This is a genomic window from Flavobacterium sp. W21_SRS_FM3 (assembly GCF_052113625.1).
GTDB lineage: Bacteria > Bacteroidota > Bacteroidia > Flavobacteriales > Flavobacteriaceae > Flavobacterium.
The window spans coordinates 87,799-111,121 of record NZ_JBGQOD010000010.1 but is presented as its reverse complement, the minus strand read 5'-3'; the positions used below and the strand labels follow the sequence as shown (position 1 = coordinate 111,121).

Below are 23,323 nucleotides of genomic sequence, written 5' to 3'. Positions count from 1 at the left end.
TTTTATACTAATTCTTTTAATTTAGTGGTAACATCCTTCTGGATAATTGCCTAAAATGGTTCTTAACTGTAAGTAAACGAGTGTTTTATTGTTTGAATCAATTTATTTTGTACCTAAGCTGTAACAACTAAGTAACAAGATTGACTTATTGGCTATCTGATACATAAAAACATGAAAAATTTACATCTGGCGGCATTACTACTATTAGGAAGTATTTATACTATTTCGGCCCAAAATGCGCCCGAAAAAACCGTTGAAAAAACAACCGAATTAAATGAAGTAGCTATCATTAAAACCAAAAAAGCGGTAGAGCAAAAAGCAGATAGAACCATTTTTAATTTTGCTGACCAGCCTAGCTTGAACACCGGCTCTGTATTAGAAGGTATAAAAAAACTACCAGGATTAATTGCTTCAGATATCGCGGGTATGATGTATCAAGGGAAACAACTGGACGTTTTTATGGATGGTCGGCCTTTGAATATATCTACTAATGAACTAAATGCTTTCTTGGAAGGAATGCCTGCCAATGCTATTGAAAGAATTGAAATCATTACACAACCGGGAGCTGAATTTCCTGCTACTTCTGGTGGTGCAATTTTGAATATTATTACCAATAAAAATGCTAAGAATTATCTGAGCGCAACGTACACTAATAGCACTAGTTTTACTAATTATAGTGATCTAAGGTGGCGTTTAAACAATAGTTTGTTATTGAGTGCAAAAAATAAATATTTTGGCTGGCAATTAAATGTTGGACAAAACTATCGAGAAAGTGCGATATGGACTTCGTTAGAAAAAGAAGAAAATAATGCCACAACTTTACTTTCCAAAACTAATGCAGATCGTGTGGGACGTAATAATTACATCAAATCAGCTTTGACTTTTGATATAGGGAAAGATCGTTTGTTGCTGAATTATGATATCACTCAAAATAATAATGACAGTTACACCTTAGGGAATGGTCCTGGATTTTCAACAAATGATGCCTCAGTTAGCACAGGAATACGTCAAGATGCAGTTGTGACTTACCAAAAGAAGTTTGATAATGTAGCTAAAAAACTGGAATTTAAATTCAATTATAACAGCAACAATAACGATTTTGAATTGAGTCCAAGGATGAACAACAATGTGACCTTAGGAAATGCTTCTAATCAGCAGTTGTATAATTTTAAATTTGATTATTCGCAGCCACTTAAATTTTCAGATGAAGGAAAATTAAGTTTTGGTAGTTTGTATGAAGAGTTACTTTTTGATGCGCAAAGTAAAGGGGTGCAAAATCTTGATTATAAAAGAAGAACAGCAGCATCCTATTTAGAATTGCAATCGAAATTTGATAAAATGAACTTTATTGTTGGGGGTCGCGCCGAAGATTATAATATTACGGGTAATACGGATACTGCCGAATTAACGGCTTTTAAGCAATTTCGATTTTTTCCAAATGCAAGCGCGCAGTACAATTTCAATCAGTCCATTTATTTTAATGTGAATTATAATAAAAAGATTACGCTTCCTAGTACTTCAGCATTGAATCCAAATAATACCAATTACCAAAATCCAAATATTGATTATTCAGGTAATCCCAACTTACAACCTACGATTTTTGATAATTATGAAGTGAAGCTAAGTGCTTTTGACTATGCGTTTGTTAGCTACAACATTAGTGCAGCTAAAAACCAGGTCATCACTAGAGTAAGTTTAGAAAATGATGTAGTAATCAATAGCAACGAGAATATTCCCGAAATAAAAATTCATAATTTTAGTGTAGGTATGCCTATACCGTATATGTTGTTTACCAAAGGACTAACAGAAACAATGAAAATGAATGTTAATCCAGATACGATGAATTTTTTATATGTTTATGCAGGTTATCAATACCATCAAATTCCAAACGTAGATACTAAAGGATTCTGGATGTTTAACTTAATGTCGCAAATTGTGCTTCCTGAAAAAATTAAGTTTGTGGCTAATTACAATTATATTATTCCAAAAGGGAATTACTTTTACTTCATTGCTGTTAAGCCGTTTAGAAATGCACTAGATTTAACCTTTTCTCGAAAGTTTTTAAATGATCAACTTACCCTTTCTATCTATGCTGATGATGTACTGAATTCAAATCAAAATGCTTTTAACTCTTATGAAACTCCGTTACTGATAAGTAATAAAATGGATTCGCGAAAATTTGGCTTTAGCCTAAATTACAAGATTCCTACTAAGAACAAACTAGCAAAAGAGAATCCTAATTTATTAAATAAAGATAAGAAAGAAGAGGGCGGTATTTTAAACCCATAATAATAAGATACTTTAAAAAAAAGAGCTGTAGGAATTAATCGTACAGCTCTTTTTTTATGTGTATATCAATAATGTTATGACATTAAATCGCTCAAATGTACTTGTAAGGCTTTCACAGAAATACTGATTTCCCAAAACGAAAGAGCGAGCGAAACAAGTAGACTTAGCAAACTAAAACCAAAGAAATAGAGTCCGCCTAATTGAAAGTCAAAGAAAAGCAACAACATCGCAAAAACGGATAGGAATAAGCTACAAACGCCAAAAAGTTGCATGTAACGTATTAAGGTTAGTCGGAGGTTGAGGTTTTTTATTTCGATTAAAATGCTTTTATTTTCGTTCTCATCATACGTTTTCTTCAAGCTGCGAACAATCGTGGCAATCGTCAAAAATCGATTAGTATACGCTAAAAGGATTAATGAAGTAGCAGAAAATAATAATGCGGGCGTTTCAATGTGTAAAGTCATAGTTAGGCTGTAGTGTAATATCAAAGATAGTTTTTTTTCTCTGAACCAAAATACAGTCTGTAGTTACGGTATTTCCAATACTGTAATTTTATTTAGCATAAGCGCCTGACGAATAAGTTAGCTCGTAACTATGAGTGTACACTTCAAATACGATTCCGAATGGATCTTCTACATAGCACATTTTATAAGGTTTGTCGTTTGGATAATACGATCGAATAGGCATGCGTTGCTTTCCTCCATTAGCCACAATTTTTTCTAAAAGATCTTCAATATTGGGATCTTGAATACAAAAATGGAAGAGTCCGGTTTGAAAAGGGTTGAAGGGAACTGCTTCCTTAATCCCTTGAGGGAAGGAAAATAATTCTACTCCAATGCCATCTGAAGTAGCTAAATGCGCAATTTCAAATGTCTCCCAATCATTACCGAATACATCTATGCACATTTGACCTATGGCTGTTTCCTTTTCTTTTTTAACGATCGAAGGCTCCATAATTATGTACCATCCCATAACTTCTGAATAGAATTGTACTGCTCTCTTGATATCTGGAACGGTAATTCCAATGTGTGAAAAGGCTTTTGGATAATTGTTTTCTGTTGTCATAAGATATTATTTTAGATTACAAAATTAGGTTACATTTGCAACAACTACAATAACTTACCCAAAAGTAGCATAGTTACGCAAAGGTGTATTTTGCTGATTGTTAGTATTCTAATAAAATATTATGGTTGAAATTAATAATTGTCCGCTTCATTATACAATGAATTTAATTGGGACCAAGTGGAAACCTTTAATCTTATTTCATCTTCTTGCAGGCCCTTTACGTTCAGGATTACTACAAAATGAAATTGAAGGGATTTCAAATAAAATGTTTACACAAACAGTAAGGGAGCTAGAAAAGGACGGACTTATTTCTAGAAAAGTTTTTCCAGTGGTTCCGCCAAAAGTAGAGTATAAATTAACGGCAAGAGGCCAATCTTTAGAAGCTATTTTGAGAAGTTTAGATCAATGGGGCGGAGAGGACTCTCAAATGACGAAGTGAATTCTTAAGCTGTATTTTAAAAGTAGAACGCTACAAAATTTAGTAGTAGCGCTCTTAGAAGTTATTTAATATAATTAGGCGATACACAGCTTTCCCAATAGCTTACAATTGTCTTAATGGTTTCTTTTATTCCATCATAACTACTAGGTTTTACAAAAAAACCTTGGATTGATTTAGAATAAGCATCCACGACATGTTGCTGTTCTGCACTAGTGGTAAAGAACAAATACGGAATAGATTTTAATCTTAAATCTTCATTTTCATGAATTTTCTGTCTTAATTCCATACCGCTTAATTTCGGCATATTGATATCAGAGAAAATTATGAACGGCTCAATATCGGTAATTGTTAAGTATTCTAAAGCTTCTTCTCCATCAGAAAAAAAGATGATTTTGTTTTTGCAATCTAGATCGTTAAATACTTCAGTCAGAATTTCTTGATCTTCTATGTCGTCTTCAATGATAATTATTGGTCCGCCTTTGTTCATTTTGTTTTTTTGTAAATGTAAGTCATTCTGCGCCGAAACAATTTTTTATACGATTTGTTTGGAGCAGTTGAAGGGAACCCATTTCAAAGTATAGCGCAAGTAGATGTTAAATAATCAAGTATCTTTTTGTTTCTCATTGTAGCATTAGTAAATAACCTTTACTTGTGTGGCTTTTGAAATAAATTATAATAGCTAATATGCTATAATCAATTAACCACCAGCTAAGTTGTTCTATCATTAACAGTAAATATGATTTTAATGCGTTGTTATTCACTTTTCATCTTTAACATATTCCAGTATGTCACCCGGTTGGCATTCTAAAACTTTACAAATAGCTTCTAAGGTGCTAAATCGAATTGCTCTTGCTTTCCCTGTTTTTAAAATAGAGAGGTTAGACAATGTCAATTCTACTCTTTCAGAAAGTTCATTCAGTGAAATCTTTCGTTTGGCCATCATTACGTCTAAGTTTACAATTATTGCCATAGCTTAAATAGTTAAGTCGTTCTCAGATTTCATATCGATGGCATTTTGTAAGAGTCTTTCAAATATTGCTGCAGTAGTTGCTACAACAATTGTAATAAATGTAGTCACAAAACACAAAGCGAGGAAACCCGCAGGGTCGTCTTCTTTGCTATGAAATATTTTTATGTATAGCCCGGCTCCAACGATTAATACAGCAAGAACAATCGCACAAAATTTGATGTTCTTTAAAGATTTAACAGCCGTTGCTGAGAATATTTTATTTTGTCCGATGTTTCCAAGTAATTTGAACACATTATACAACGCCACAAAAAAAGCAATTGATGCTGCATATACATATAGTATAAGTGGGTCATAGTAAATGCTAAACAAATCTAAGTTTGCAGCTCTTCCTTCCATTAATGGAAACCGAATCAAAATAACAACTGCTATAATCCCAATGAGCACGATAACTGCCTGAAGAAAAACTATTGAAAATCTTTTCATAATTGCTTTTAATAAAATTAAACGATACTGCAAATATATATTAAAAATTTATTGTTTATCAATAAATTTTTATTGAATGTAGAAAATTAATCTGAAAGAAATTCTTTTTTGCTTGTGATCTATACGTGAATTAAGAAAAAGTAGAATTTTGATAGCCCTGATGGCAATGAAAATCCCGCAACTTTTTTTTGTTGCGGATTGTAATGAACAGCAGGAGGGATCTTGCTTATGTAAATCATTCGTTCTGCTCCAAAAAAAAAGCTGCCCGATTGGACAGCTTATTGTTTTGTGTTATTACCCCAAGCAAATTCGGGATTAACGGTTCACATTTTCAAATGATGAAATTGTGTTTTGCTTATTTAATCATCTCGAAACTACGTTTTACAAAAGCAGTTAATGCTTCTCCTTTTAATAAGTTTTGAGATAGCTTAGCTAAGTCTAGCGCTTGTTTTACTAAGTGCTCTTGGCTAGGTTTATCCGTAGTGTTTAGAATAGTAGAAGCTAATGGTGAATTTGTATTTACTACTAAGTTATACATTTCTGGCATGTTACCCATTCCAAACATTCCGCCACCGCCACCTGACTGACTCATTTCTTTCATTCTACGCATGAATTCTGGTTGCGTGATAATGAATGGCGCAGCTTGACTATCTAACGCTTCTAATTGTACGGTATACGTTTGTTTAGGAACGATTGTTTCCAGAACCGTTTTTAAACCTGTTTGCTCTTCTTCAGATAATTTTGAAATCGTGTTTTCATCCTTCTTGATTAAATTATCAATATGGTCAGAATCCACACGTACAAAAGTTAAATCACTATTGTCTCCTTCAATTTTTTGAATCAAGTGTGAGATGATAGGAGAGTCAAGTAGCAATACTTCGTATCCTTTTTCTTGAGCCGTTTCTATGTAAGAGTGCTGTGCTTCGTTATTTCCTGCATAAAGAATAACAAGTTTCCCATCTTTGTTGGTTTGTTTTTCTTTAAGGTTTTCTTTTAATTCATCAAGAGTGAAGTATTTGTTGTCTACGGTTGGGTATAAAACAAAAGCGCCTGCTTTCTCGTAGAATTTATCTTCAGATAACATTCCGTATTCAAGAACGATCTTAATGTCATTCCATTTTGCTTCAAAATCAGCACGATTTTCAGTGAATAAAGATTTCAGTTTATCAGCCACTTTACGGGTGATGTAGTTCGAAATTTTCTTCACAGCACCATCTGCTTGTAATCCTGAACGCGATACGTTTAATGGAATATCTGGAGAATCTACTACTCCGCGTAGCATCATCAAGAATTCAGGTACAATTCCCTCTACGTTATCTGTAACGTAAACTTGGTTTTGGTACAACTGAATTTTATCTTTTTGGATTTGTAAATCACCACCTAATTTAGGGAAATACAAAATACCAGTAAGGTTAAAAGGGTAATCTACATTTAAGTGAATGTGGAATAAAGGCTCCTCAAATTGCATTGGATACAATTCATGGTAGAATGTTTTATAATCTTCATCAGCTAAATCTGTAGGTTGTTTTGTCCAAGCTGGGTTAGGGTTATTAATGATATTGTCCACCTCAACCGTTTCAGCAGTGTAATCTTCAGGAGCATCTTCCGGTTTAGGAAGTGTTTCTGTTTTTGTTCCAAATTTAATTGGAATAGGCATGAACTTGTTGTACTTATTCAGTAACTCTTTTATTTTAGACTCTTCTAAGAATTCTAACGAATCTTCAGCGATATGTAAAATGATTTCAGTACCACGTGAAGTTTTGTCAGCTGGTTCTAAAGAGAATTCTGGGCTACCGTCACAAGTCCAGTGTGCTGCTGGTTCGTCTTTGTATGACTTAGTAATAATCTCCACCTTTGAAGCGACCATAAAAGCCGAGTAGAAACCAAGACCAAAGTGACCAATGATTCCTGAATCTTTAGCCGTGTCTTTATATTTTTCTAAAAATTCTTCGGCACCAGAAAAAGCCAGTTGATTAATGTACTTTTCAACTTCCTGTGCAGTCATACCAATACCTTGGTCTATGATGTGCAGTTTTTTACCTTCTTTGTCTATTTTTACCTCTATAATTGGATTGCCATATTCCACTTTGGCTTCGCCAATATTAGCAAGGTGTTTTAATTTTAAAGTTGCATCTGTCCCGTTTGAAATCAATTCACGTAAAAAAATTTCGTGATCGCTATAAAGGAACTTTTTGATTAATGGGAAGATGTTTTCTACCGAAACATTAATTTTTCCTGTTGTCATATTTAAATTTATTAGGGTTTTACAATCTGTTATCAATTCTTTCAAATAGAATACCAATCGCATGGGAGGTGACAAATTGTCTTAACTGTTAATTTTGCAACAAATTATCTAAATATTGAAACTTATAGAGCGTAAAGCGGTTGTATCTTTGTATCAGTTTAATAATAAAACGATATAAAAATGAAAAAAATTATTTTTTTAACAGCAATAGCACTTGTGCTTTTTTCATGTAAATCTGCATCAGTAGCAAATACGCAATTAGATAAAGCTGCTCAAATTGCAGTAAAAGGAGACTGGGTTATTACTTCAGTAACTTATCCAGGACAACAATATATTAAAGTGAATTCTTTTCAAATTGCGGAGTCTAAATGTTTCATAGGAAGTACATGGAAATTTATCTCTAATAACAATAAAGGTAATATGGCTTTAACTAGAGCTGATTGTGCTGCTTTTAGTTCGCCAATCACTTGGTACATTAATAAAAACGGACAATTTGTTCTTAAGGTTTTAGATGCTGGTGAAAAAGCTAAAAAAGTAAGAGATGGTTATATCTTAAACATCGCTAATATGGGTGAAAATGCGTTTCAATTAGTTGATAAAGGTGATGTTGAAGGAAAAGCTATCGATATCATTTACCAATTTGAAAGAGCAAACTAATAAACATTAAAAAATATAATTATGAAAAAAATATCTATACTTTCATTGGCTGTAGTAATGTCAATAGGAACACTTTTCACAAGTTGTGAATCATTAAAGAATACAAATAAAACACAAAGAGGAGCTGGTATTGGAGCTGCGGGTGGAGCTGTAATAGGTGCCATTTTAGGAAATAACTTAGGTAAAGGAGGTAACGGTGCAACTGGTGCTGTGCTAGGTGGAGTTGTTGGTGGAGTTGTTGGTGGCGTTATTGGTAACAAAATGGACAAACAAGCGAGACAAATTGATGAAGCGCTTCCAGGTGCCGAAGTAGAAAGAGTAGGTGAAGGTATTAAATTAGTATTGAATGAAAATGCAGTACGTTTTGATACTAACAAATCAACTTTGACCGCTGCTGCCAAAGCAAATTTAGACAAAATTATTCCTGTTTTTAAAGAATACCCAGATACTAACATTACCATTTTTGGTTATACTGATAGCACTGGACCAGCTGATTATAACTTAAAACTTTCTGATGAAAGAGCAGCTGCAGTAAGAAATTATTTAGTAGCTAAAGGATTATCTTTAAGTAGATTTACAGTTACTGGATTAGGAATTGCTGATCCAATCGCATCTAATGAAACTGTTGAAGGAAGAGCGCAAAACCGTCGCGTAGAGTTTGCAATCACTGCAAACGAGAAAATGATGGAAGATGCTAAAAAAGAAGCAGGAAACTAAGATTTTAATTGTTTTTTAATACTTGAAAAAGTCGTTTCGTTTTATAGCGAAACGACTTTTTTTTATTTAAAAGTTACCTTCATTAAATTATTTCAGACAAAGAAATCTATCTTTGTACTCCTTAAAATTCATTACTATAAAAATGCTTCAAGTTCAAAATATTTCATTTGGTTATACAGAGCAATCTGTCGTTAAAAATATCGATTTTACTATTGATAAAGGGCAAAATATTGCCGTAATAGGGGAAAGCGGATGTGGAAAAAGTACCTTGTTAAAACTGATTTATGGATTATATGATTTAGATCAAGGACATATTTACTGGAATGATACGGCTGTTCTGGGTCCGAAGCATCATTTAGTTCCAGGAATGCCTTTTATGAAATACCTTTCTCAAGATTTTGACTTGATGCCTTATACCACTGTTGCTGAAAATGTAGGCAAGTTTTTATCAAATGTTTTTCTAGATCAAAAAAAAGATCGAGTTAAAGAGCTATTGGAAATTGTAGAGATGAGTGAATATGCTGATGTAAAGGCCAAATACTTAAGCGGCGGTCAGCAACAAAGGGTTGCCTTAGCAAGAGTGCTGGCTGTAGAGCCTGAAGTGTTGTTGCTAGATGAGCCCTTTAGCCACATTGATAATTTTAGAAAAAATGCTTTAAGGCGCAATTTGTTTGCTTACTTGAAAGCTAAAGGTGTTACTTGTATCGTAGCTACACATGATAGCACTGATGCTTTATCTTTTGCAGATGAAACCATCGTTTTAAGGCATGGACATTTAGTAGAAAAAGCGAATTCCTTTGACTTATACAATCATCCGATTAACAAATATGTTGCCTCTCTTTTTGGTGAAGTTAACGAACTGAAATTATCGCAAATAGTTCCTGTGGATGAAGGTGAAGATGAAATCGTATTATTGTATCCCCATCAATTAAAAGTTGTTGATAATGGGATGTTACAAGCAGTAGTGAAGCAGTCCTACTTTAAAGGCGGCCGCTACTTAATAAAATCAGTGTTTGATAAGAGAGTCATTTTCTTTGAACATGATTCACCTTTAGAAATTAATCAACAAGTTAGCTTGATGATTTCTTAAAAAAAAGCCCCAAAAAATTTTTTTTGGGGCTTTTCTTATTCGTTAGTTTTTTAAATATTTCTCTAGAAATTGGTCTTGTTCCCAAAGTAGATGTAAAATATTTTCTTTGGCTGCATATCCATGAGACTCTTTAGGTAAGATCACCATTCTGGCTGGTGCTCCTAGACCTTTTAACGCTTGGAAATAACGTTCTGTTTGTAAGGTGAACGTTCCGGGGTTATTATCCGCCTCTCCATGAACTAATAATAATGGTGTTTTCATTTTATTGGCATTCATAAAAGGTGACATCGTATTGTAAACATCAGGTACTTCCCAGTAGTTGCGTTGCTCTGATTGAAAACCAAATGGCGTAAGTGTTCTATTATAAGCGCCACTTCTAGCAATACCGCAAGCAAATAAATTAGAATGGGTTAATAAATTAGCTGTCATAAATGCTCCGTAAGAATGACCGCCTACAGCTACTTTCTTTTTATTAATGTATCCTAAAGCATCAACTGCATTAATCGCAGCTTCGGCATTATCCACTAATTGTGTTATGAAATTATCATTTGGTTCTGTTGTCCCTTCACCAATGATAGGAAAAGAAGCGTCATCTAATACAACATAACCTCTAGTTACCCAATACACAAATGAGCCATAGTATGGAAACGTAAATTCATTAGGATTTTGATTGTTTTGTCCTGCTGAATTTTTGTCTTTGTATTCTGTAGGGTAAGCCCAAATTAATAATGGTAACTTTTCTTTTTTAACTTTATCATATCCTGCAGGCAAGTATAAGGTTCCTGAAAGCGCTACACCATCTTTTCTTTTATACTGAATCACCTCTTTGCTTACATTCTTAATGCTTTCAAATGGGTTTTTAAAATTTGTAATAGGAGTAAGCTGATTCTTTTTCTTGATATTTCTAAAATAGTAATTAGGGTACTCATTTTTAGATTGAATTTGTACTAAAACTTCTCCTTTTTTAAAATCTTCAATAGAAAGCAGATCCTCTTTTTTATCCTTGTAAGTTGAGGTGTACAATCTTTTTGTTTGTAAATTCTTAATGTTGAATTCATCAATGAACGGGAATTGACCCTCCTTAGTAAATCCATCACCTAATAAATACAAATTATTATTTTCAATAGCCAGTACGTTTTTACCATAGGCATTTTTAACCGTTTCAAAATTTCCTGGATCAGCATATATATCTTGAGAGTTTCTGTCCGAGATGATCTTTGGCTCCTGACTAGCATCCGCTGGATTAAATAAATAGGTTTTTGTATTTCGAGTGTCGTACCATTGATCAAAAGCGATTGCTGTAGTGTTGTTACCCCAAATAATACCGCCAAAACGTTGTTTAGTTTTTAAAACTAGAGAAGGGATTTTATCGAAAGGAGCCTGCCATAAAAGCACTTGATCTCTATAGTCTACTTTGTTTTCAGGATTTCCTTCATCTAGCGCTTCTACAAAATAAAGTGTTGCAGCCTCATCATTTCTCCAATTCATGTTTCTCTTTCCTGTGCGCGTAGCCATGAAACCTTTTGGCATGATTTCGTTTAAGGGTACTTCGTTCACCACTTTTACCTCATTGCCTTCTTGGTCATAAATAACCGTTTTTGAAGGAAAACGATTCAACGGAACGATGTATGAAAATGGTTTTGTAATAGTGCTTACCATCAAATATTTACCATCAGGAGAAAAGCTCTCACCTGCATACATAGCAGCTCCTTTGAATAATGTTGTAGAACCATTAAGGTTTACCTTATACAATTCAGCTGTTAAGATGTTTTCAAAATTAGCTTCATCTGTTTTATTTTTTAATAAATCCTGATACGTTCTGTTTTGAGAAATAGTACCACTGGCATTAGAAACAATTGGGCCTGTTGGTAAGTTTTTCTTTTCGTCTAGTAAAGCGGGTCTGTTTTTAGGAAGCATTCTTACAAGAATACTTTCATTATCACTGTACCAGCTAAAAGGATTTCCAAGGTTAGCATTAACGTTATCCTCTGTTAGCTGAGTCGCTTTTGCGGAAGCGATGTCCACCACCCATAAAGCAACCCCAGTGGCTGTGGTATTTGAAAATGCTATTTTTTTCTCATTAGGAGACCAAGAGATATTACTAATACGTGGGTTTTCAGGTAATCCACTCACCTGAATTTCATTCTTCTCATTTATCTTACGCAATTTTATATTGTTAATGTAAGTAACCGTACTAGAAATATTAGTAGTAGGATTGATTCTTAATCCGCCTAATCGCATCTCGTCTTGGTTTAAATCATCTAATGTTTTGTAGGTATTTCTATAGGACAAAAGCATGTATTCTTTCTTGGTGTCCATAGTGACAGAAGGTGCTCTCTCATAATCTACTAAATCTAAAATGGATTTAGGTGGCTTTTGATACGTAAGGTTTTCTTGAGCGGTAGCGTATAAGCTACAGGCTAGAAATAAAATCAGACTCATTTTTGATTTCATATACAAGGTGGTTTATGGTTAATTAAACTTAGAAAGATAAGTCTAGTTGACGTAGATATTGTTACAGATGGTCGAATCTTTTTTTAGTTAGATATTCGCACATCACTGCAAAAATCGTTGTGTCAAATGCGTCTAAATTTTATAAATTGTTAATTGCTAAAAAATTAGTAATTTGTAGCCTTATATTTTAAAGTATTTTTAAATTTGCAACCTTATTTTAATAAAACAATAATATGTACCATTCAAAAATTGCGGGATTAGGATATTATGTTCCTTCAAATGTTGTCACAAATGATGATTTGTCAAAAATTATTGACACAAACGACGAGTGGATTCAGGAAAGAACTGGAATTCAAGAGAGAAGACACATTATAAGGGGAGAAGACACCACTACTTCAATGGGTGTTAAAGCAGCTGAGATCGCGATTGAGCGTTCGGGAGTGGCAAAAGAAGATATTGATTTTGTTGTTTTTGCCACATTGAGTCCCGACTATTATTTTCCTGGACCAGGAGTTTTAGTTCAGAGAGATTTAGGTTTAAAAACGGTAGGAGCACTGGATGTTAGAAATCAATGCTCTGGATTTATTTATGGTTTATCTGTTGCTGATCAATACATCAAAACTGGAATGTACAAAAATGTTTTAGTGATAGGATCTGAAGTACATTCTACAGGATTAGACATGACTACACGTGGACGTGGTGTTTCTGTTATTTTTGGTGATGGAGCTGGAGCAGCAGTTTTGAGCAGAGAAGAGGACTTAACTCAAGGTATTCTTTCGACACATCTGCATTCGGAAGGGCAACATGCTGAGGAATTAGCGTTAATTGCACCAGGAATGGGAGCAAGATGGGTAACAGATATTATTGCTGATAATGATCCTGAAGATGAAAGTTATTATCCGCATATGAATGGACAATTTGTATTTAAGAATGCCGTTGTTCGTTTTGCAGAGGTAATCAATGAAGGACTTGAAGCGAATAATTTACAAGTCTCAGATATTGATATGCTGATTCCACACCAGGCAAATTTGAGAATTTCTCAATTTATTCAAAAGAAGTTTGGACTAAGTGATGACCAAGTATTTAATAATATTCAAAAATACGGTAATACTACAGCAGCCTCAATTCCAATTGCTTTGACAGAAGCATGGGAAAAAGGAAAAATTAAAAAAGGAGATACGGTAGTTCTAGCTGCTTTTGGTAGTGGTTTTACTTGGGGTAGTGCTATTATTAAATGGTAGATTACTAGTTTATAAAAAACGTCGTTACTTTATATAAAAAAACCCGGAGTTGGCATACTCCGGGTTTTTCTTTGGGCAACAAAATTTAAAACTACTCTTTATAAAAGTCCACCACCACCTTGGGTTTCATTTTTATCTCTTTGTTTTCTTTGGATAGCTTTGTTTTTACCGCTACCAAATCTATAGTTGAATCCTAAATACACAGATTGACTTTCCCAGTTAAATTGACCATTTGATGTATATGGTCTGTCTCCGTTAAAGGCAAAGTGCATTGTATTAAAAATATCGCTAAATCGAGCACTTATTGTTCCACTTCCTTTTAAGATATTATAACTACTTCCAATATCCATTTTCCACATTGTATCTCTGTCGAATTGTAGTCCCTGATCTTGTCCTCTATACATAGCAAATAATTGGAAACGTAAATCTTTTGTCGCTTTGAAGGTGTTATTAATACGAGCATTGAACGTTGTAGCATCTACTTCTGTAAATTCAAAAATTCCCGTACTCGTTTCGATTGTTCCTTTTACTTTTTTCTGATAAGCATCTAAACTAATATTTGCGCTCCACCATTTTTTGAAATCTAAATTTCCAGATACTTCGATACCGTATGCATTATTGTTGTTGAAATTGTCAAAAGACAATACCTGCTTATTTGGATTTTCTGGATTTGTAAAGATTACTCTTGTAATTTCATCCTCAATTCTTCTGTAAAAGATACCTGAAGTAATAGATCCTATTTTTGTTTTTCGAGTATAATTTAATTCAAAGGAATTAGTGAACTGCGGTACTAAATTAGGATTACCTTCTGAATCGATAGTAGGAGTACTCCATTCTCTAATAGGATTCACTTGACCTATACTCGGTCTATCTACTCTTCTCGAAAAACTTAAGTTGAACGAATTGTTTTCACCTGGATTGTAACTTAAAAAAGTGGATGGATATATACTTAAAATGTCATCTTCAAATTTTCCGTCAGCATTAGAAGCCTGCTGGAATAAAGCTTCTACATTGTATTGCTCTAAACGAGCACCCGCCTGGAAACTCCATTTTTTCCATTGTTTTCCTAAAGTTGCATATGCCGAATAGATTTTTCTATCATATGTAAAAGCAGAGCTGTATGCACTGTTTCTGAACAAATTATTATCAGTGTTTTCATTTCTACTTTCTAAACCTAATTCTAACTTGGTTGTTTCAGTTAACGGATTCACATAATCAAGATTGATAATTGTGTTTTTACCTAAAGTGGACACATCATTGGTAAATGAGTTTATAACCGCCTTAGTATCTCTATTTAAATTAGTATAGATGGCATTTTCAGGATTATCATTTTCATTATAATTAGCTTCTAATTCTAAACTGTGTCCTTCTTTTTTAAATTTTATTTTGTAGTCAAAATTATAAGTTTGAGAGTGGCTGTTGCCATCACTTTTAAATGGCTGCAGTAAATCAACGTTTGTTGTGTTGTTTACATAATCTACATCAGTACTACCAAATCCTTTGCCATTAAAAAAACTTTGATTAGTGTAAAAGGAAACAGTGTTATTGTCATTAATATAATAGTCTACGCCAACTTTGGCCAGATGGGAAGTATTTAAATTGTTAAATTGAAAATTTTGTAAGTTTTCTTTATTGACTTCTTCACTTTTTATAAAACCATAGTTGTTGTTTTTACCGTGATTGAAACCGTAGTTTCCATAAAAATTAAATTTCCCATTTCGATAGTTTAAATCAAAAGCCGAATTTACTTTGGGTGTTTTACCAAAGGTTACACCATTATTGATACTTCCGTTAAGTCCTATTTTACTATTTTTATTCAAAACAATATTGATAATTCCGCTCATTCCTTCTGGATTATATTTAGCAGATGGATTAGTGATTAACTCAATTTGTTTGATAGAAGACGATGGTATTTGTTGTAGTAATTGAGATGGGTCAATATTCGAAGGTTTTCCATCTACTAACACACGCACGTTAGAATTTCCCCTTAAACTAATAGCATTGGTTTGTGGGTCAACACTTACTGAGGGTATATTATTCATTATTTCGCCAGCAGTTGCTCCTGCCGAAATCAAGTCTTTTCCTACGTTGATGATTTTTCGATCAATTTTTTGTTCGATAGTAGATTTTTCACTGATAATATCTACTCCTTTTAGCTCAATAGCATCTTCTTCTATTGCTATTGTATTCAGATTGATATTTTTGTTATCAGAGGAAATTGTAACAGATTTAGTAATTGTTTTATACCCAATAAACTGGATCTCGACACTGTACTTTTTAAAATCCAGATTCTTAATGTAAAATACACCTTTATCAGATGTAATTCCACCAGTTACAAATTTGTCAGCCTCTTTGACGATGACATTTACGTAAGGTAAGGGTTCGTTTGATTTTTTGTCAATTACTTTTCCAGTAATACTTCCAGGATTTTCCGAAAGATTGGCTTTGATAGCATTTTGAGCTTGAATTGAAAACATAGTTCCCAATAAGCAGACTAATAATAGTTTGATTTTCATGATTGATTGATTTTTGATTTATTTGATTGATGATACAAAGGTATTATTTTTATTTTAATAATATGCAATACATAGTACTGTTTTATATAAAATAAATTTACCTATTGTGCTTTGCTACATAATAGACTGTTAAAGCAGGTATTTGTTACAAGCTTTAGATGTTATTTTACATAAAATATTTATAATTAATTTATTCAGTAAGATGTATTCTTACAAGTCTTTTGATATTAGTTGATTTACATGTTAAGTTAGGAGTATCATTATTTTGTATTAATGCAATTGTAATAAAACTATAGATTTAATAATCGGTTAAAGAATTGTTAGGCAGAAGAAAAAAATATTAGAGATCGTTTGAATGATTACTTTTATCATTTATTTAAAGGCTAATATTATTTTTTACTGCCAAATTGGTTAATAAGAATTATCTTTGCAGCCTTAAAACCTTTTAAAATGACATTACCACAAATTCTAACGCCCTCAATTGAAAAAGCCATACAAGCTTTATTTAACGTAGTTATCGACAAAGTCGAATTTCAGACTACTCGGAAAGAATTTGAAGGTGATATTACGATGGTGATTTTTCCATTATTGAAAGTTGTAAAAAGTAATCCAGTAGAATTAGGAAATAAAATAGGAAACTATTTGGTTGAAAATGTAGCCGAAGTGGCTCGCTTTAACGTAGTATCAGGTTTCTTAAATATTGTTATATCTGATACTTACTATTTAAAGTTTTTCAGTGAAATCAAAGACGATGTGAAGTTTGGTTTTGTAACCCCTAATCCTGAAGACAAAGCGGTGATGGTCGAATATTCATCTCCAAATACAAATAAGCCTCTGCATTTAGGTCACGTACGTAATAATTTATTAGGCTATTCTGTTGCTGAAATCATTAAAGCTTCTGGAAAAAAAGTATATAAAACCCAAATTATCAACGATAGAGGGATTCATATTTGTAAATCGATGCTGGCTTGGCAAAAGTTTGGAAATGGTGAAACTCCAGAGTCTACGGGGCAAAAAGGAGATAAATTAGTTGGAAACTATTATGTTGCTTTTGATAAAGCCTATAAAAATGAAATAGCTCAATTAATGAGCGAAGGAAAAACAGAAGACGAAGCGAAGAAACAAGCGCCAATTATTCTAGAAGCGCAAGAAATGCTTTTAAAGTGGGAAGCGGGTGATGAAGATGTGATTGCGCTATGGAAAAAAATGAACCAATGGGTTTATGATGGTTTTGCCATTACTTATAAAAACCTAGGCGTTGATTTTGACTGTTTTTATTATGAAAGTAATACGTATTTACTAGGTAAAGACGTTGTAAATATTGGGTTAGAAAAAGGAATTTTCGAAAAAGACCCTGATGGATCTGTTTGGATTGACTTAACCGATGAAGGTTTAGATCGTAAGATTGTATTGCGTTCAGATGGAACAGCAGTGTATATGACCCAAGATATTGGGACTGCTATCCAACGTGTAAAAGATTATCCAGATGTAGGTGGTATGGTTTATACCGTAGGGAATGAGCAAGATTACCACTTTAAAGTATTGTTCCTAATCTTGAAAAAACTCGGATTTGACTGGGCTTCAAGCTTGTATCATTTGTCATACGGAATGGTTGATTTGCCTTCTGGTAAAATGAAAAGTCGTGAAGGAACAGTGGTAGATGCTGATGATTTGATGCAAGAAATGACAGATACCGCTCAAAAAATTGCTGAGGATTTAGGGAAATTAGAGAGTTATTCTGCTGAAGAAAAAGCCAATCTATACAATACCATTGGTCTTGGAGCTTTGAAATATTATATCTTAAAAGTAGATCCAAAAAAACGAATTCTTTTCAATCCAGAAGAATCAGTTGATTTCGCAGGAAATACTGGACCGTTCATACAATATACATACGCCAGAATCCAATCGATTATTCGTAAAGCAAATTTTGATTTTTCTAATAAAACAGAAGCGATAACCCTTCATGAAAAAGAAAAAGAATTATTGAAACAATTGGAATTATTTCCAGAAGTGATTCAAAATGCGGCTCATAACCATAGTCCGGCCTTATTGGCAAATTATACTTATGATTTGGTACGTGAGTACAATTCATTTTATCAAGCAGTGCCCATTCTTGGTGAAGAGGATTTGAATAAGAAAATATTTAGAGTACAACTTTCTAAAAAAGTAGCCGATACTATCGCTGCTTCTTTTAGCTTACTAGGAATTAATGTTCCAGAGAGAATGTAGTTAATAATCATTTTGATACTAATGAAAGAGCCGATAATTGAGTAATTATCGGCTCTTTTACTTACTATTATAAGTAATTCAAAATTATTTTTTTACGACAAAGCTTTCAATAATAGCATCGGTTTCGGCTTTTGTTGCATCTGGTTTTAAAGCAAATAAATGGGAATAAAGCGGTTTCTTTGCTACTGATTTTTCTAGGGTAAGATCTTTATTTTCTGCAAAAATAGTTTGCCATTTGGTTCTTACATTTTTCCATAAACCACTGTTGTCCTTCCACCATTTTTGTGCAGCAAGGCATTTTGAATCTGCTACCTTAGAGTACGTGTCAATTCCTTTTTCTTGAGCTAAAACAGTGTCTTTTCCATTATCAGCTCGAACAATCTTATCATTATCTTGTTCATGTAACCAACCATATGAAGTGATTTCATGAATGTTTCTGCGTTTTAATATGTTGTAATCGTCCCGCTTTGTATACTCTCTTCTTGGTAAAGGAGCATCAGTAGTATTCATCCAGTAATCTTTGCCATCTACATGAACCCAACTAGCTGTTCCTTCATATCTTGGACTATCATCTACTTGAAATACTTTTTGTGTCCACTGTCCTTTTACTTCCTCTTTGGTCAATTTAATGTATTTCCAATTATTCTCTTTGTTATAAGTGTATAAATCGATGTTCTGGTACAACCAATCCTGTCTCCAGTGTTTTATAATCATATCATCACTTACAATTAATAGATGCTGTAACATTAGCTTGTTTGGTGTTTCCTCCACTAATTCAACCCATTCTAATCCGTAATCATGTTTTGTTTTTGAAGGTTTATAGTTGGCAGTATCTTTTGAATATTGGAAGGTTTCTGCAAAATTAAATTTTACTTCATAGCAGCCACACATTGATTTAATAGCAGCAATGTCTTGTTGTTTTTTAGTATTCTGACTGTGTATGACGAAACAGTTTAAAGAAATTGTGGCAGCAAGGAGTAGATTTTTTGTCTTCATAATTGTGATTTATTTAATTAGAAATTTTTTACAAATATATTATATTTATTTAGAATAAATAAAAATAATATATACATTTGCAATGTTATTAAGATTAAATAAAAATAATGAAATTTAAAATTACGCCTTATATAGCTCTATTTTTTTGCGGAACAAGCTTCGGTCAACTGAAAGACACTATTTCTAAAAGTGAAAAATTATCTGAAGTTGTGGTTACCGCTCAATTTGAACCACAGTCAATTAAAAAATCAGTTTTTAATGTTCGTGTAATTTCAAAGCAAGACATTCAAAATTTAGCAGCAACAAATTTATCTGATGTTTTAAATCAGTATTTAAATATTACCGTAAGGCCTAGTGGAACTAGTGGGCGCTCTACTGTATCTTTATTTGGACTGGATGCCCAGTATTTTAAAATTTTAGTAGATAATGTACCTCTAGTAAACGAAGTGGGCTTGGGTAACAATACGGATTTGTCACAAATTAATTTAAATGATGTTGAGCAAATCGAAATTGTAGAAGGATCAATGGGTGTTAATTATGGTGCTAATGCAGTAAGTGGTGTGCTTAATATTATTACAAAGAAATCTTCGCAATACAAATGGAGTATTTCAGTAGCTGCTCAAGAAGAAACGGTAGGCAAGGAGTACGCTTTTTTTGATAAGGGCAGACATATTCAGACTTTAGGATTTAATCATACTATTGATGACCATTGGTTTGTAAGTCTGAGTACAAGTCGAAATGATTTTCAAGGTTTTTTAGATGATAAAAAAGGGAAAGAATATGCTGAGACCGATTTTACACGTGGCTATAGTTGGCTTCCAAAAGAACAATTAAACGGAACAGCATTAGTAGCTTTTAAAAAAGAAGGCTTTAGGGTTTTTTACAAATTTGAATTTTTAGATGAAGATGTTGATTATTATAATAGTACAGTACAATCAGGATATAACGCTCAATTAGGATCCTATCGGTATGCTAATGACAAAAGATATTTGACCAATAGGTATTTTCATAATTTGAATGCTACTGGAAAAATCCTGTCAAAATTAAATTTTAATGTATCGCTTTCGCATCAAAAGCAAGAAAGAAATGTAAATGATTTTAAGTATTATTTATACACTCATTCCGAGGCGGATAATAGTACTGTTCGTGATCAATCAATGGAAGTGTTGTACTCTACTGGAACACTGAATAATTTTTTTAACAGTAAAATTGCCGACTTACAACTGGGTTATGAGATAGTCAATAACAATGGTTTTTCATTAATTCAAGAAGCGAATAATAGCATTGTTCCCATTCGAAAAAGAATAAATAATTATGACCTTTTTGCCTCTTCAGAAATAAATATTTCGGAGCGTTTTGCTGTTCGACCAGGAATCCGATTTTCTTCACAATCCCAATTTGATAATCAATATGCTTCTTCATTAGGGTTGCGTTATTCTTTTGACAAAGGAATTGATTTTCGAATATCATATGGTAAATCATTTCGAACACCAACTTTTAATGAATTGTATTCCAAACAAATATTTGACGGTCATTTTTTTACTGGAAATGAAAACCTTATTCCAGAACAAAGTACCTCTTATGAAACGAGTATAAAGAAGATTACTTATTTCGATTCGGGTTATCAGCTATCGAATGTATTAACAGGAAGTTTTTTGAATGTTGATGATCGAATCGATATGGCTTTAATAGGTTTTAACGAAGATACAGGAAATCCGATGTATCAATATATCAATATCAGTAAGTACCAAATGTGGAATGTTTCAACTGTGAATCAGTTTCAAAAAGGCAATTTTAAGTTTAATATAGGCGCCTCTTTTGTTGGAGTGTCTCAAAAAATTGACAATCAGATTTTTGCTTCAGATGATCGATTTTTATATTCTTTTAATATGAACAGCAGCTTGTCATATACTTTGCCAAAATGGAAAACAACATTTTCGGCATACTATAAATACAATGGGAAATCACAACAATTTGTTGAAGGAGAATCAGAGTATTTAATTTCTGAAATAGGTGACAGCAATTGGATGGACGCTTCGATCCGTAAAACTTTTTTCAATAATCGAATTGATGTGATTATTGGCGCCAGAAATTTATTTGATGTGACTAATGTACTTCAGTCCGGTTCTAATTCTGCTGTAGCTCATTCCTCTACTTCAGATGTAATGCTCGCTTATGGGCGCTCTTATTTTATCAAACTTACGTATAACCTTAATTTTTAATATATAATAATCAATACTATGAAAAAGACAATTTTTTCTTTAACATTCGCTTTCCTATCTCTCGTATCCTGTTCAAGTGATGATGCTACACCTATAGAAGTGCCTTTAGTGGGCGAAACTTTGCAACCTGCAGTTGGAGGACCAAATGAGCCGAATCAAGTTTATTTGGATTTAAGCACTGCAAAAATGGATGTTGTGAATAGAGCTTCGTGGGATTTTGGATTTTCAAGCGGAACTGATTTTAGAGTAATCCTAAATGGTGCTGTTAAAATGGCAGTTAAAAAACTAGAAACTTCAGATATTAGTTTGCCTCAGGTGATCAATAATGAAGTTACAGTTGGAGCAGGAACTACCGCTTCTTCTAATGGATATGTAGATAACCCAACGGGTGTTTTAGAGGGAAATGGTTCAGGAGTGGGAACTGCGATCGCAGAAATTTCGGCAACAGATAGTGAGAATAAAGTGTATTTAGTAAATCTAGGGTTTGCGATTTCTACTGAGCAGCCAGGTGTTGGGTCTGTGAGTATTGATGGCGAAGCAAGAGGATGGAAAAAAGTCCGAGTTCTAAGAAGCGGAGCCGGATATAAAATTCAATATGCGGATTTAGCTTCTGCTACTTATGAAGAGAAAGTGATTGCAAAAGATGATAACTTCAACTATACCTTTTTTAGCTTAAGTTCAGGGAATACTGTTACTGTTGAGCCGTTAAAAACAAAATGGGATTTGAATTTTACCACTTTTACAAATTATGTAAACTTTGGTACAGAAGTGACTTATGGTTACTCAGATTTTATCGTGTCAAATAGAAAAGGTGGTACTAGGGTCTATCAGGTTTTAGAATCAGAAGGAGGTACTTATGCTGCTTTTACAAAAACAAAGGTGACTGATGCCAACTTCACAGCATCTGCAACAGATCAAAGAATTATTGGTTCTAGTTGGAGAAGTGGTGGTGGTCCAGGTTCGTTGCCAAGTATTAAAACAGATCGTTTTTACATCGTAAAAGATGCTGCTGAAAATTATTATAAAGTAAAGTTCCTTGCAATGACAAATGACGCAGGTGAAAGAGGAAATCCAGTAGTAGAATACGCAATTTTAAAATAAGTATATGAAAAATGCACTAAAGATTATCAAAATTATATTCAGTCTTATTCTAGGAGGAATGTTGGTTTTTGGAGGAATTAAAAAATTTGAAAACCCAACTCCAGATCCAACAACAATTATTGAATCAGTAAAAAAAGGAGACGATGTCGCTCCTTCTATCGAAATTTTAAAAATAAAAAATTATATTTTTGGGATGAAGCAGACGGGTTATTTCTGGGCTTTTTTGGGTGTTGTTGAAATTCTTTCTGGTGTACTGCTGATTAGTCAATTTTTCTCACTAATTGGAGCAATAATAGCTTTACCGGTAACAATTAACATATTTTTATTCCATTTGTTTTTAGAACCTAACGAGGTTTTAGAGTTATTCCAAATGTTAGCACTGCTGCTGATTAACTTGACTTTAATCGGCTTAAGCTATAAATTATGGAAACCTTTGTTAATAAATAGAAATGTATTAAAGTTGAATTAGTTTCGGTGTTTTTGTTTTTTTTGTAAAAGGTTAGATTCGTCTAACCTTTTTTTTGTTGAAACATCATGTTGATATTGCTTTCACAGCTCCATTGTAGATAGTTTTCAGCTGAGTAAAACTTTGTTTCTTTGATACTTTGA

At 33.2% G+C, this 23,323-nt stretch carries 19 protein-coding genes; 10 read left to right on the top strand and 9 right to left on the bottom strand.

Annotation, left to right across the window (positions count from 1 at the left end):
• Nucleotides 1-171: 171 nt before the first annotated feature.
• Nucleotides 172-2,289 (top strand): TonB-dependent receptor domain-containing protein, encoded by a 2,118-nt coding sequence (locus ACEN2K_RS13695; RefSeq protein ID WP_441759899.1) that lies wholly within the window; start codon nucleotides 172-174, stop codon nucleotides 2,287-2,289.
• Between the two features lie 74 nt (nucleotides 2,290-2,363).
• Here the strand turns inward: ACEN2K_RS13695 and ACEN2K_RS13690 are convergent, their stop codons facing one another.
• Nucleotides 2,364-2,753, bottom strand: a complete 390-nt coding sequence (locus ACEN2K_RS13690) for a DUF2721 domain-containing protein (RefSeq protein ID WP_441759898.1) — start codon at nucleotides 2,751-2,753, stop codon at nucleotides 2,364-2,366.
• Nucleotides 2,754-2,841: 88 nt separating this feature from the next.
• Nucleotides 2,842-3,354, bottom strand: coding sequence for a VOC family protein (locus ACEN2K_RS13685; RefSeq protein ID WP_441759897.1), 513 nt, complete (start codon nucleotides 3,352-3,354; stop codon nucleotides 2,842-2,844).
• A gap of 121 nt (nucleotides 3,355-3,475) precedes the next feature.
• On the opposite strand from ACEN2K_RS13685, the gene ACEN2K_RS13680 reads away from it, so the two are divergent.
• Nucleotides 3,476-3,793 (top strand): winged helix-turn-helix transcriptional regulator, encoded by a 318-nt coding sequence (locus ACEN2K_RS13680; RefSeq protein WP_441759896.1) that lies wholly within the window; start codon nucleotides 3,476-3,478, stop codon nucleotides 3,791-3,793.
• Nucleotides 3,794-3,854: 61 nt separating this feature from the next.
• Here the strand turns inward: ACEN2K_RS13680 and ACEN2K_RS13675 are convergent, their stop codons facing one another.
• The 4 genes from ACEN2K_RS13675 to htpG form a co-directional block, all read right to left on the bottom strand.
• Nucleotides 3,855-4,280: a response regulator gene (locus ACEN2K_RS13675; protein WP_441759895.1), complete on the bottom strand. Its 426-nt coding sequence runs from the start codon at nucleotides 4,278-4,280 to the stop codon at nucleotides 3,855-3,857.
• 270 nt (nucleotides 4,281-4,550) lie between these two features.
• The gene (locus ACEN2K_RS13670; protein ID WP_441759894.1) at nucleotides 4,551-4,763 is read right to left on the bottom strand and encodes a helix-turn-helix domain-containing protein; all 213 of its coding nucleotides are present in this window, start codon (nucleotides 4,761-4,763) and stop codon (nucleotides 4,551-4,553) included.
• Nucleotides 4,764-4,766: 3 nt separating this feature from the next.
• Complete coding sequence (locus tag ACEN2K_RS13665) at nucleotides 4,767-5,246, bottom strand: DUF2975 domain-containing protein (RefSeq protein WP_441759893.1); 480 nt, start codon at nucleotides 5,244-5,246, stop codon at nucleotides 4,767-4,769.
• Nucleotides 5,247-5,601: 355 nt separating this feature from the next.
• Nucleotides 5,602-7,491, bottom strand: a complete 1,890-nt coding sequence (htpG, locus tag ACEN2K_RS13660; protein WP_441759892.1) for a molecular chaperone HtpG — start codon at nucleotides 7,489-7,491, stop codon at nucleotides 5,602-5,604.
• A 180-nt stretch (nucleotides 7,492-7,671) separates the two neighbouring features.
• Here htpG and ACEN2K_RS13655 point away from each other — a divergent pair, with 180 nt between their 5' ends.
• From ACEN2K_RS13655 to ACEN2K_RS13645, 3 genes are all read left to right on the top strand, one after another.
• On the top strand, nucleotides 7,672-8,148 hold the full coding sequence (locus tag ACEN2K_RS13655; RefSeq protein ID WP_441759891.1) for a lipocalin family protein: 477 nt from the start codon (nucleotides 7,672-7,674) through the stop codon (nucleotides 8,146-8,148).
• 21 nt (nucleotides 8,149-8,169) lie between these two features.
• On the top strand, nucleotides 8,170-8,865 hold the full coding sequence (locus tag ACEN2K_RS13650; protein WP_441759890.1) for an OmpA family protein: 696 nt from the start codon (nucleotides 8,170-8,172) through the stop codon (nucleotides 8,863-8,865).
• 142 nt (nucleotides 8,866-9,007) lie between these two features.
• On the top strand, nucleotides 9,008-9,955 hold the full coding sequence (locus ACEN2K_RS13645) for an ABC transporter ATP-binding protein (RefSeq protein ID WP_441759889.1): 948 nt from the start codon (nucleotides 9,008-9,010) through the stop codon (nucleotides 9,953-9,955).
• A 42-nt stretch (nucleotides 9,956-9,997) separates the two neighbouring features.
• Here ACEN2K_RS13645 and ACEN2K_RS13640 read toward each other — a convergent pair whose 3' ends face one another.
• Nucleotides 9,998-12,409 (bottom strand): prolyl oligopeptidase family serine peptidase, encoded by a 2,412-nt coding sequence (locus ACEN2K_RS13640; protein ID WP_441759888.1) that lies wholly within the window; start codon nucleotides 12,407-12,409, stop codon nucleotides 9,998-10,000.
• A gap of 233 nt (nucleotides 12,410-12,642) precedes the next feature.
• Here ACEN2K_RS13640 and ACEN2K_RS13635 point away from each other — a divergent pair, with 233 nt between their 5' ends.
• Nucleotides 12,643-13,650, top strand: coding sequence for a 3-oxoacyl-ACP synthase III family protein (locus tag ACEN2K_RS13635; RefSeq protein WP_441759887.1), 1,008 nt, complete (start codon nucleotides 12,643-12,645; stop codon nucleotides 13,648-13,650).
• Nucleotides 13,651-13,748: 98 nt separating this feature from the next.
• Here the strand turns inward: ACEN2K_RS13635 and ACEN2K_RS13630 are convergent, their stop codons facing one another.
• Nucleotides 13,749-16,166: a TonB-dependent receptor domain-containing protein gene (locus ACEN2K_RS13630; protein WP_441759886.1), complete on the bottom strand. Its 2,418-nt coding sequence runs from the start codon at nucleotides 16,164-16,166 to the stop codon at nucleotides 13,749-13,751.
• 450 nt (nucleotides 16,167-16,616) lie between these two features.
• On the opposite strand from ACEN2K_RS13630, the gene argS reads away from it, so the two are divergent.
• Nucleotides 16,617-18,395: an arginine--tRNA ligase gene (argS, locus tag ACEN2K_RS13625; RefSeq protein WP_441759885.1), complete on the top strand. Its 1,779-nt coding sequence runs from the start codon at nucleotides 16,617-16,619 to the stop codon at nucleotides 18,393-18,395.
• Nucleotides 18,396-18,479: 84 nt separating this feature from the next.
• Here the strand turns inward: argS and ACEN2K_RS13620 are convergent, their stop codons facing one another.
• A complete protein-coding gene (locus tag ACEN2K_RS13620; RefSeq protein ID WP_441759884.1) occupies nucleotides 18,480-19,391 on the bottom strand; it encodes a DUF6607 family protein in 912 nt (303 codons plus the stop codon).
• A 107-nt stretch (nucleotides 19,392-19,498) separates the two neighbouring features.
• Between ACEN2K_RS13620 and ACEN2K_RS13615 the strand changes: the two genes are divergently transcribed.
• The 3 genes from ACEN2K_RS13615 to ACEN2K_RS13605 are packed head-to-tail and all read left to right on the top strand — an operon-like array spanning nucleotide 19,499 to nucleotide 23,183.
• Nucleotides 19,499-21,613 (top strand): TonB-dependent receptor plug domain-containing protein, encoded by a 2,115-nt coding sequence (locus tag ACEN2K_RS13615; RefSeq protein WP_441759883.1) that lies wholly within the window; start codon nucleotides 19,499-19,501, stop codon nucleotides 21,611-21,613.
• 18 nt (nucleotides 21,614-21,631) lie between these two features.
• Nucleotides 21,632-22,714: an HmuY family protein gene (locus ACEN2K_RS13610; protein WP_441759882.1), complete on the top strand. Its 1,083-nt coding sequence runs from the start codon at nucleotides 21,632-21,634 to the stop codon at nucleotides 22,712-22,714.
• A gap of 4 nt (nucleotides 22,715-22,718) precedes the next feature.
• Nucleotides 22,719-23,183: a DoxX protein gene (locus tag ACEN2K_RS13605; RefSeq protein WP_441759881.1), complete on the top strand. Its 465-nt coding sequence runs from the start codon at nucleotides 22,719-22,721 to the stop codon at nucleotides 23,181-23,183.
• The last annotated feature ends 140 nt before the right edge of the window (nucleotides 23,184-23,323 follow it).

What these genes read in the sequence shown, in the direction of transcription:
- ACEN2K_RS13695 (WP_441759899.1), top strand. Translation starts at nt 172, where the DNA reads ATGAAAAATTTACATCTGGCGGCATTACTACTATTAGGAAGTATTTAT.
- ACEN2K_RS13690 (WP_441759898.1), bottom strand. Translation starts at nt 2,753, where the DNA reads ATGACTTTACACATTGAAACGCCCGCATTATTATTTTCTGCTACTTCA.
- ACEN2K_RS13685 (WP_441759897.1), bottom strand. Translation starts at nt 3,354, where the DNA reads ATGACAACAGAAAACAATTATCCAAAAGCCTTTTCACACATTGGAATT.
- ACEN2K_RS13680 (WP_441759896.1), top strand. Translation starts at nt 3,476, where the DNA reads ATGGTTGAAATTAATAATTGTCCGCTTCATTATACAATGAATTTAATT.
- ACEN2K_RS13675 (WP_441759895.1), bottom strand. Translation starts at nt 4,280, where the DNA reads ATGAACAAAGGCGGACCAATAATTATCATTGAAGACGACATAGAAGAT.
- ACEN2K_RS13670 (WP_441759894.1), bottom strand. Translation starts at nt 4,763, where the DNA reads ATGGCAATAATTGTAAACTTAGACGTAATGATGGCCAAACGAAAGATT.
- ACEN2K_RS13665 (WP_441759893.1), bottom strand. Translation starts at nt 5,246, where the DNA reads ATGAAAAGATTTTCAATAGTTTTTCTTCAGGCAGTTATCGTGCTCATT.
- htpG (WP_441759892.1), bottom strand. Translation starts at nt 7,491, where the DNA reads ATGACAACAGGAAAAATTAATGTTTCGGTAGAAAACATCTTCCCATTA.
- ACEN2K_RS13655 (WP_441759891.1), top strand. Translation starts at nt 7,672, where the DNA reads ATGAAAAAAATTATTTTTTTAACAGCAATAGCACTTGTGCTTTTTTCA.
- ACEN2K_RS13650 (WP_441759890.1), top strand. Translation starts at nt 8,170, where the DNA reads ATGAAAAAAATATCTATACTTTCATTGGCTGTAGTAATGTCAATAGGA.
- ACEN2K_RS13645 (WP_441759889.1), top strand. Translation starts at nt 9,008, where the DNA reads ATGCTTCAAGTTCAAAATATTTCATTTGGTTATACAGAGCAATCTGTC.
- ACEN2K_RS13640 (WP_441759888.1), bottom strand. Translation starts at nt 12,409, where the DNA reads ATGAAATCAAAAATGAGTCTGATTTTATTTCTAGCCTGTAGCTTATAC.
- ACEN2K_RS13635 (WP_441759887.1), top strand. Translation starts at nt 12,643, where the DNA reads ATGTACCATTCAAAAATTGCGGGATTAGGATATTATGTTCCTTCAAAT.
- ACEN2K_RS13630 (WP_441759886.1), bottom strand. Translation starts at nt 16,166, where the DNA reads ATGAAAATCAAACTATTATTAGTCTGCTTATTGGGAACTATGTTTTCA.
- argS (WP_441759885.1), top strand. Translation starts at nt 16,617, where the DNA reads ATGACATTACCACAAATTCTAACGCCCTCAATTGAAAAAGCCATACAA.
- ACEN2K_RS13620 (WP_441759884.1), bottom strand. Translation starts at nt 19,391, where the DNA reads ATGAAGACAAAAAATCTACTCCTTGCTGCCACAATTTCTTTAAACTGT.
- ACEN2K_RS13615 (WP_441759883.1), top strand. Translation starts at nt 19,499, where the DNA reads ATGAAATTTAAAATTACGCCTTATATAGCTCTATTTTTTTGCGGAACA.
- ACEN2K_RS13610 (WP_441759882.1), top strand. Translation starts at nt 21,632, where the DNA reads ATGAAAAAGACAATTTTTTCTTTAACATTCGCTTTCCTATCTCTCGTA.
- ACEN2K_RS13605 (WP_441759881.1), top strand. Translation starts at nt 22,719, where the DNA reads ATGAAAAATGCACTAAAGATTATCAAAATTATATTCAGTCTTATTCTA.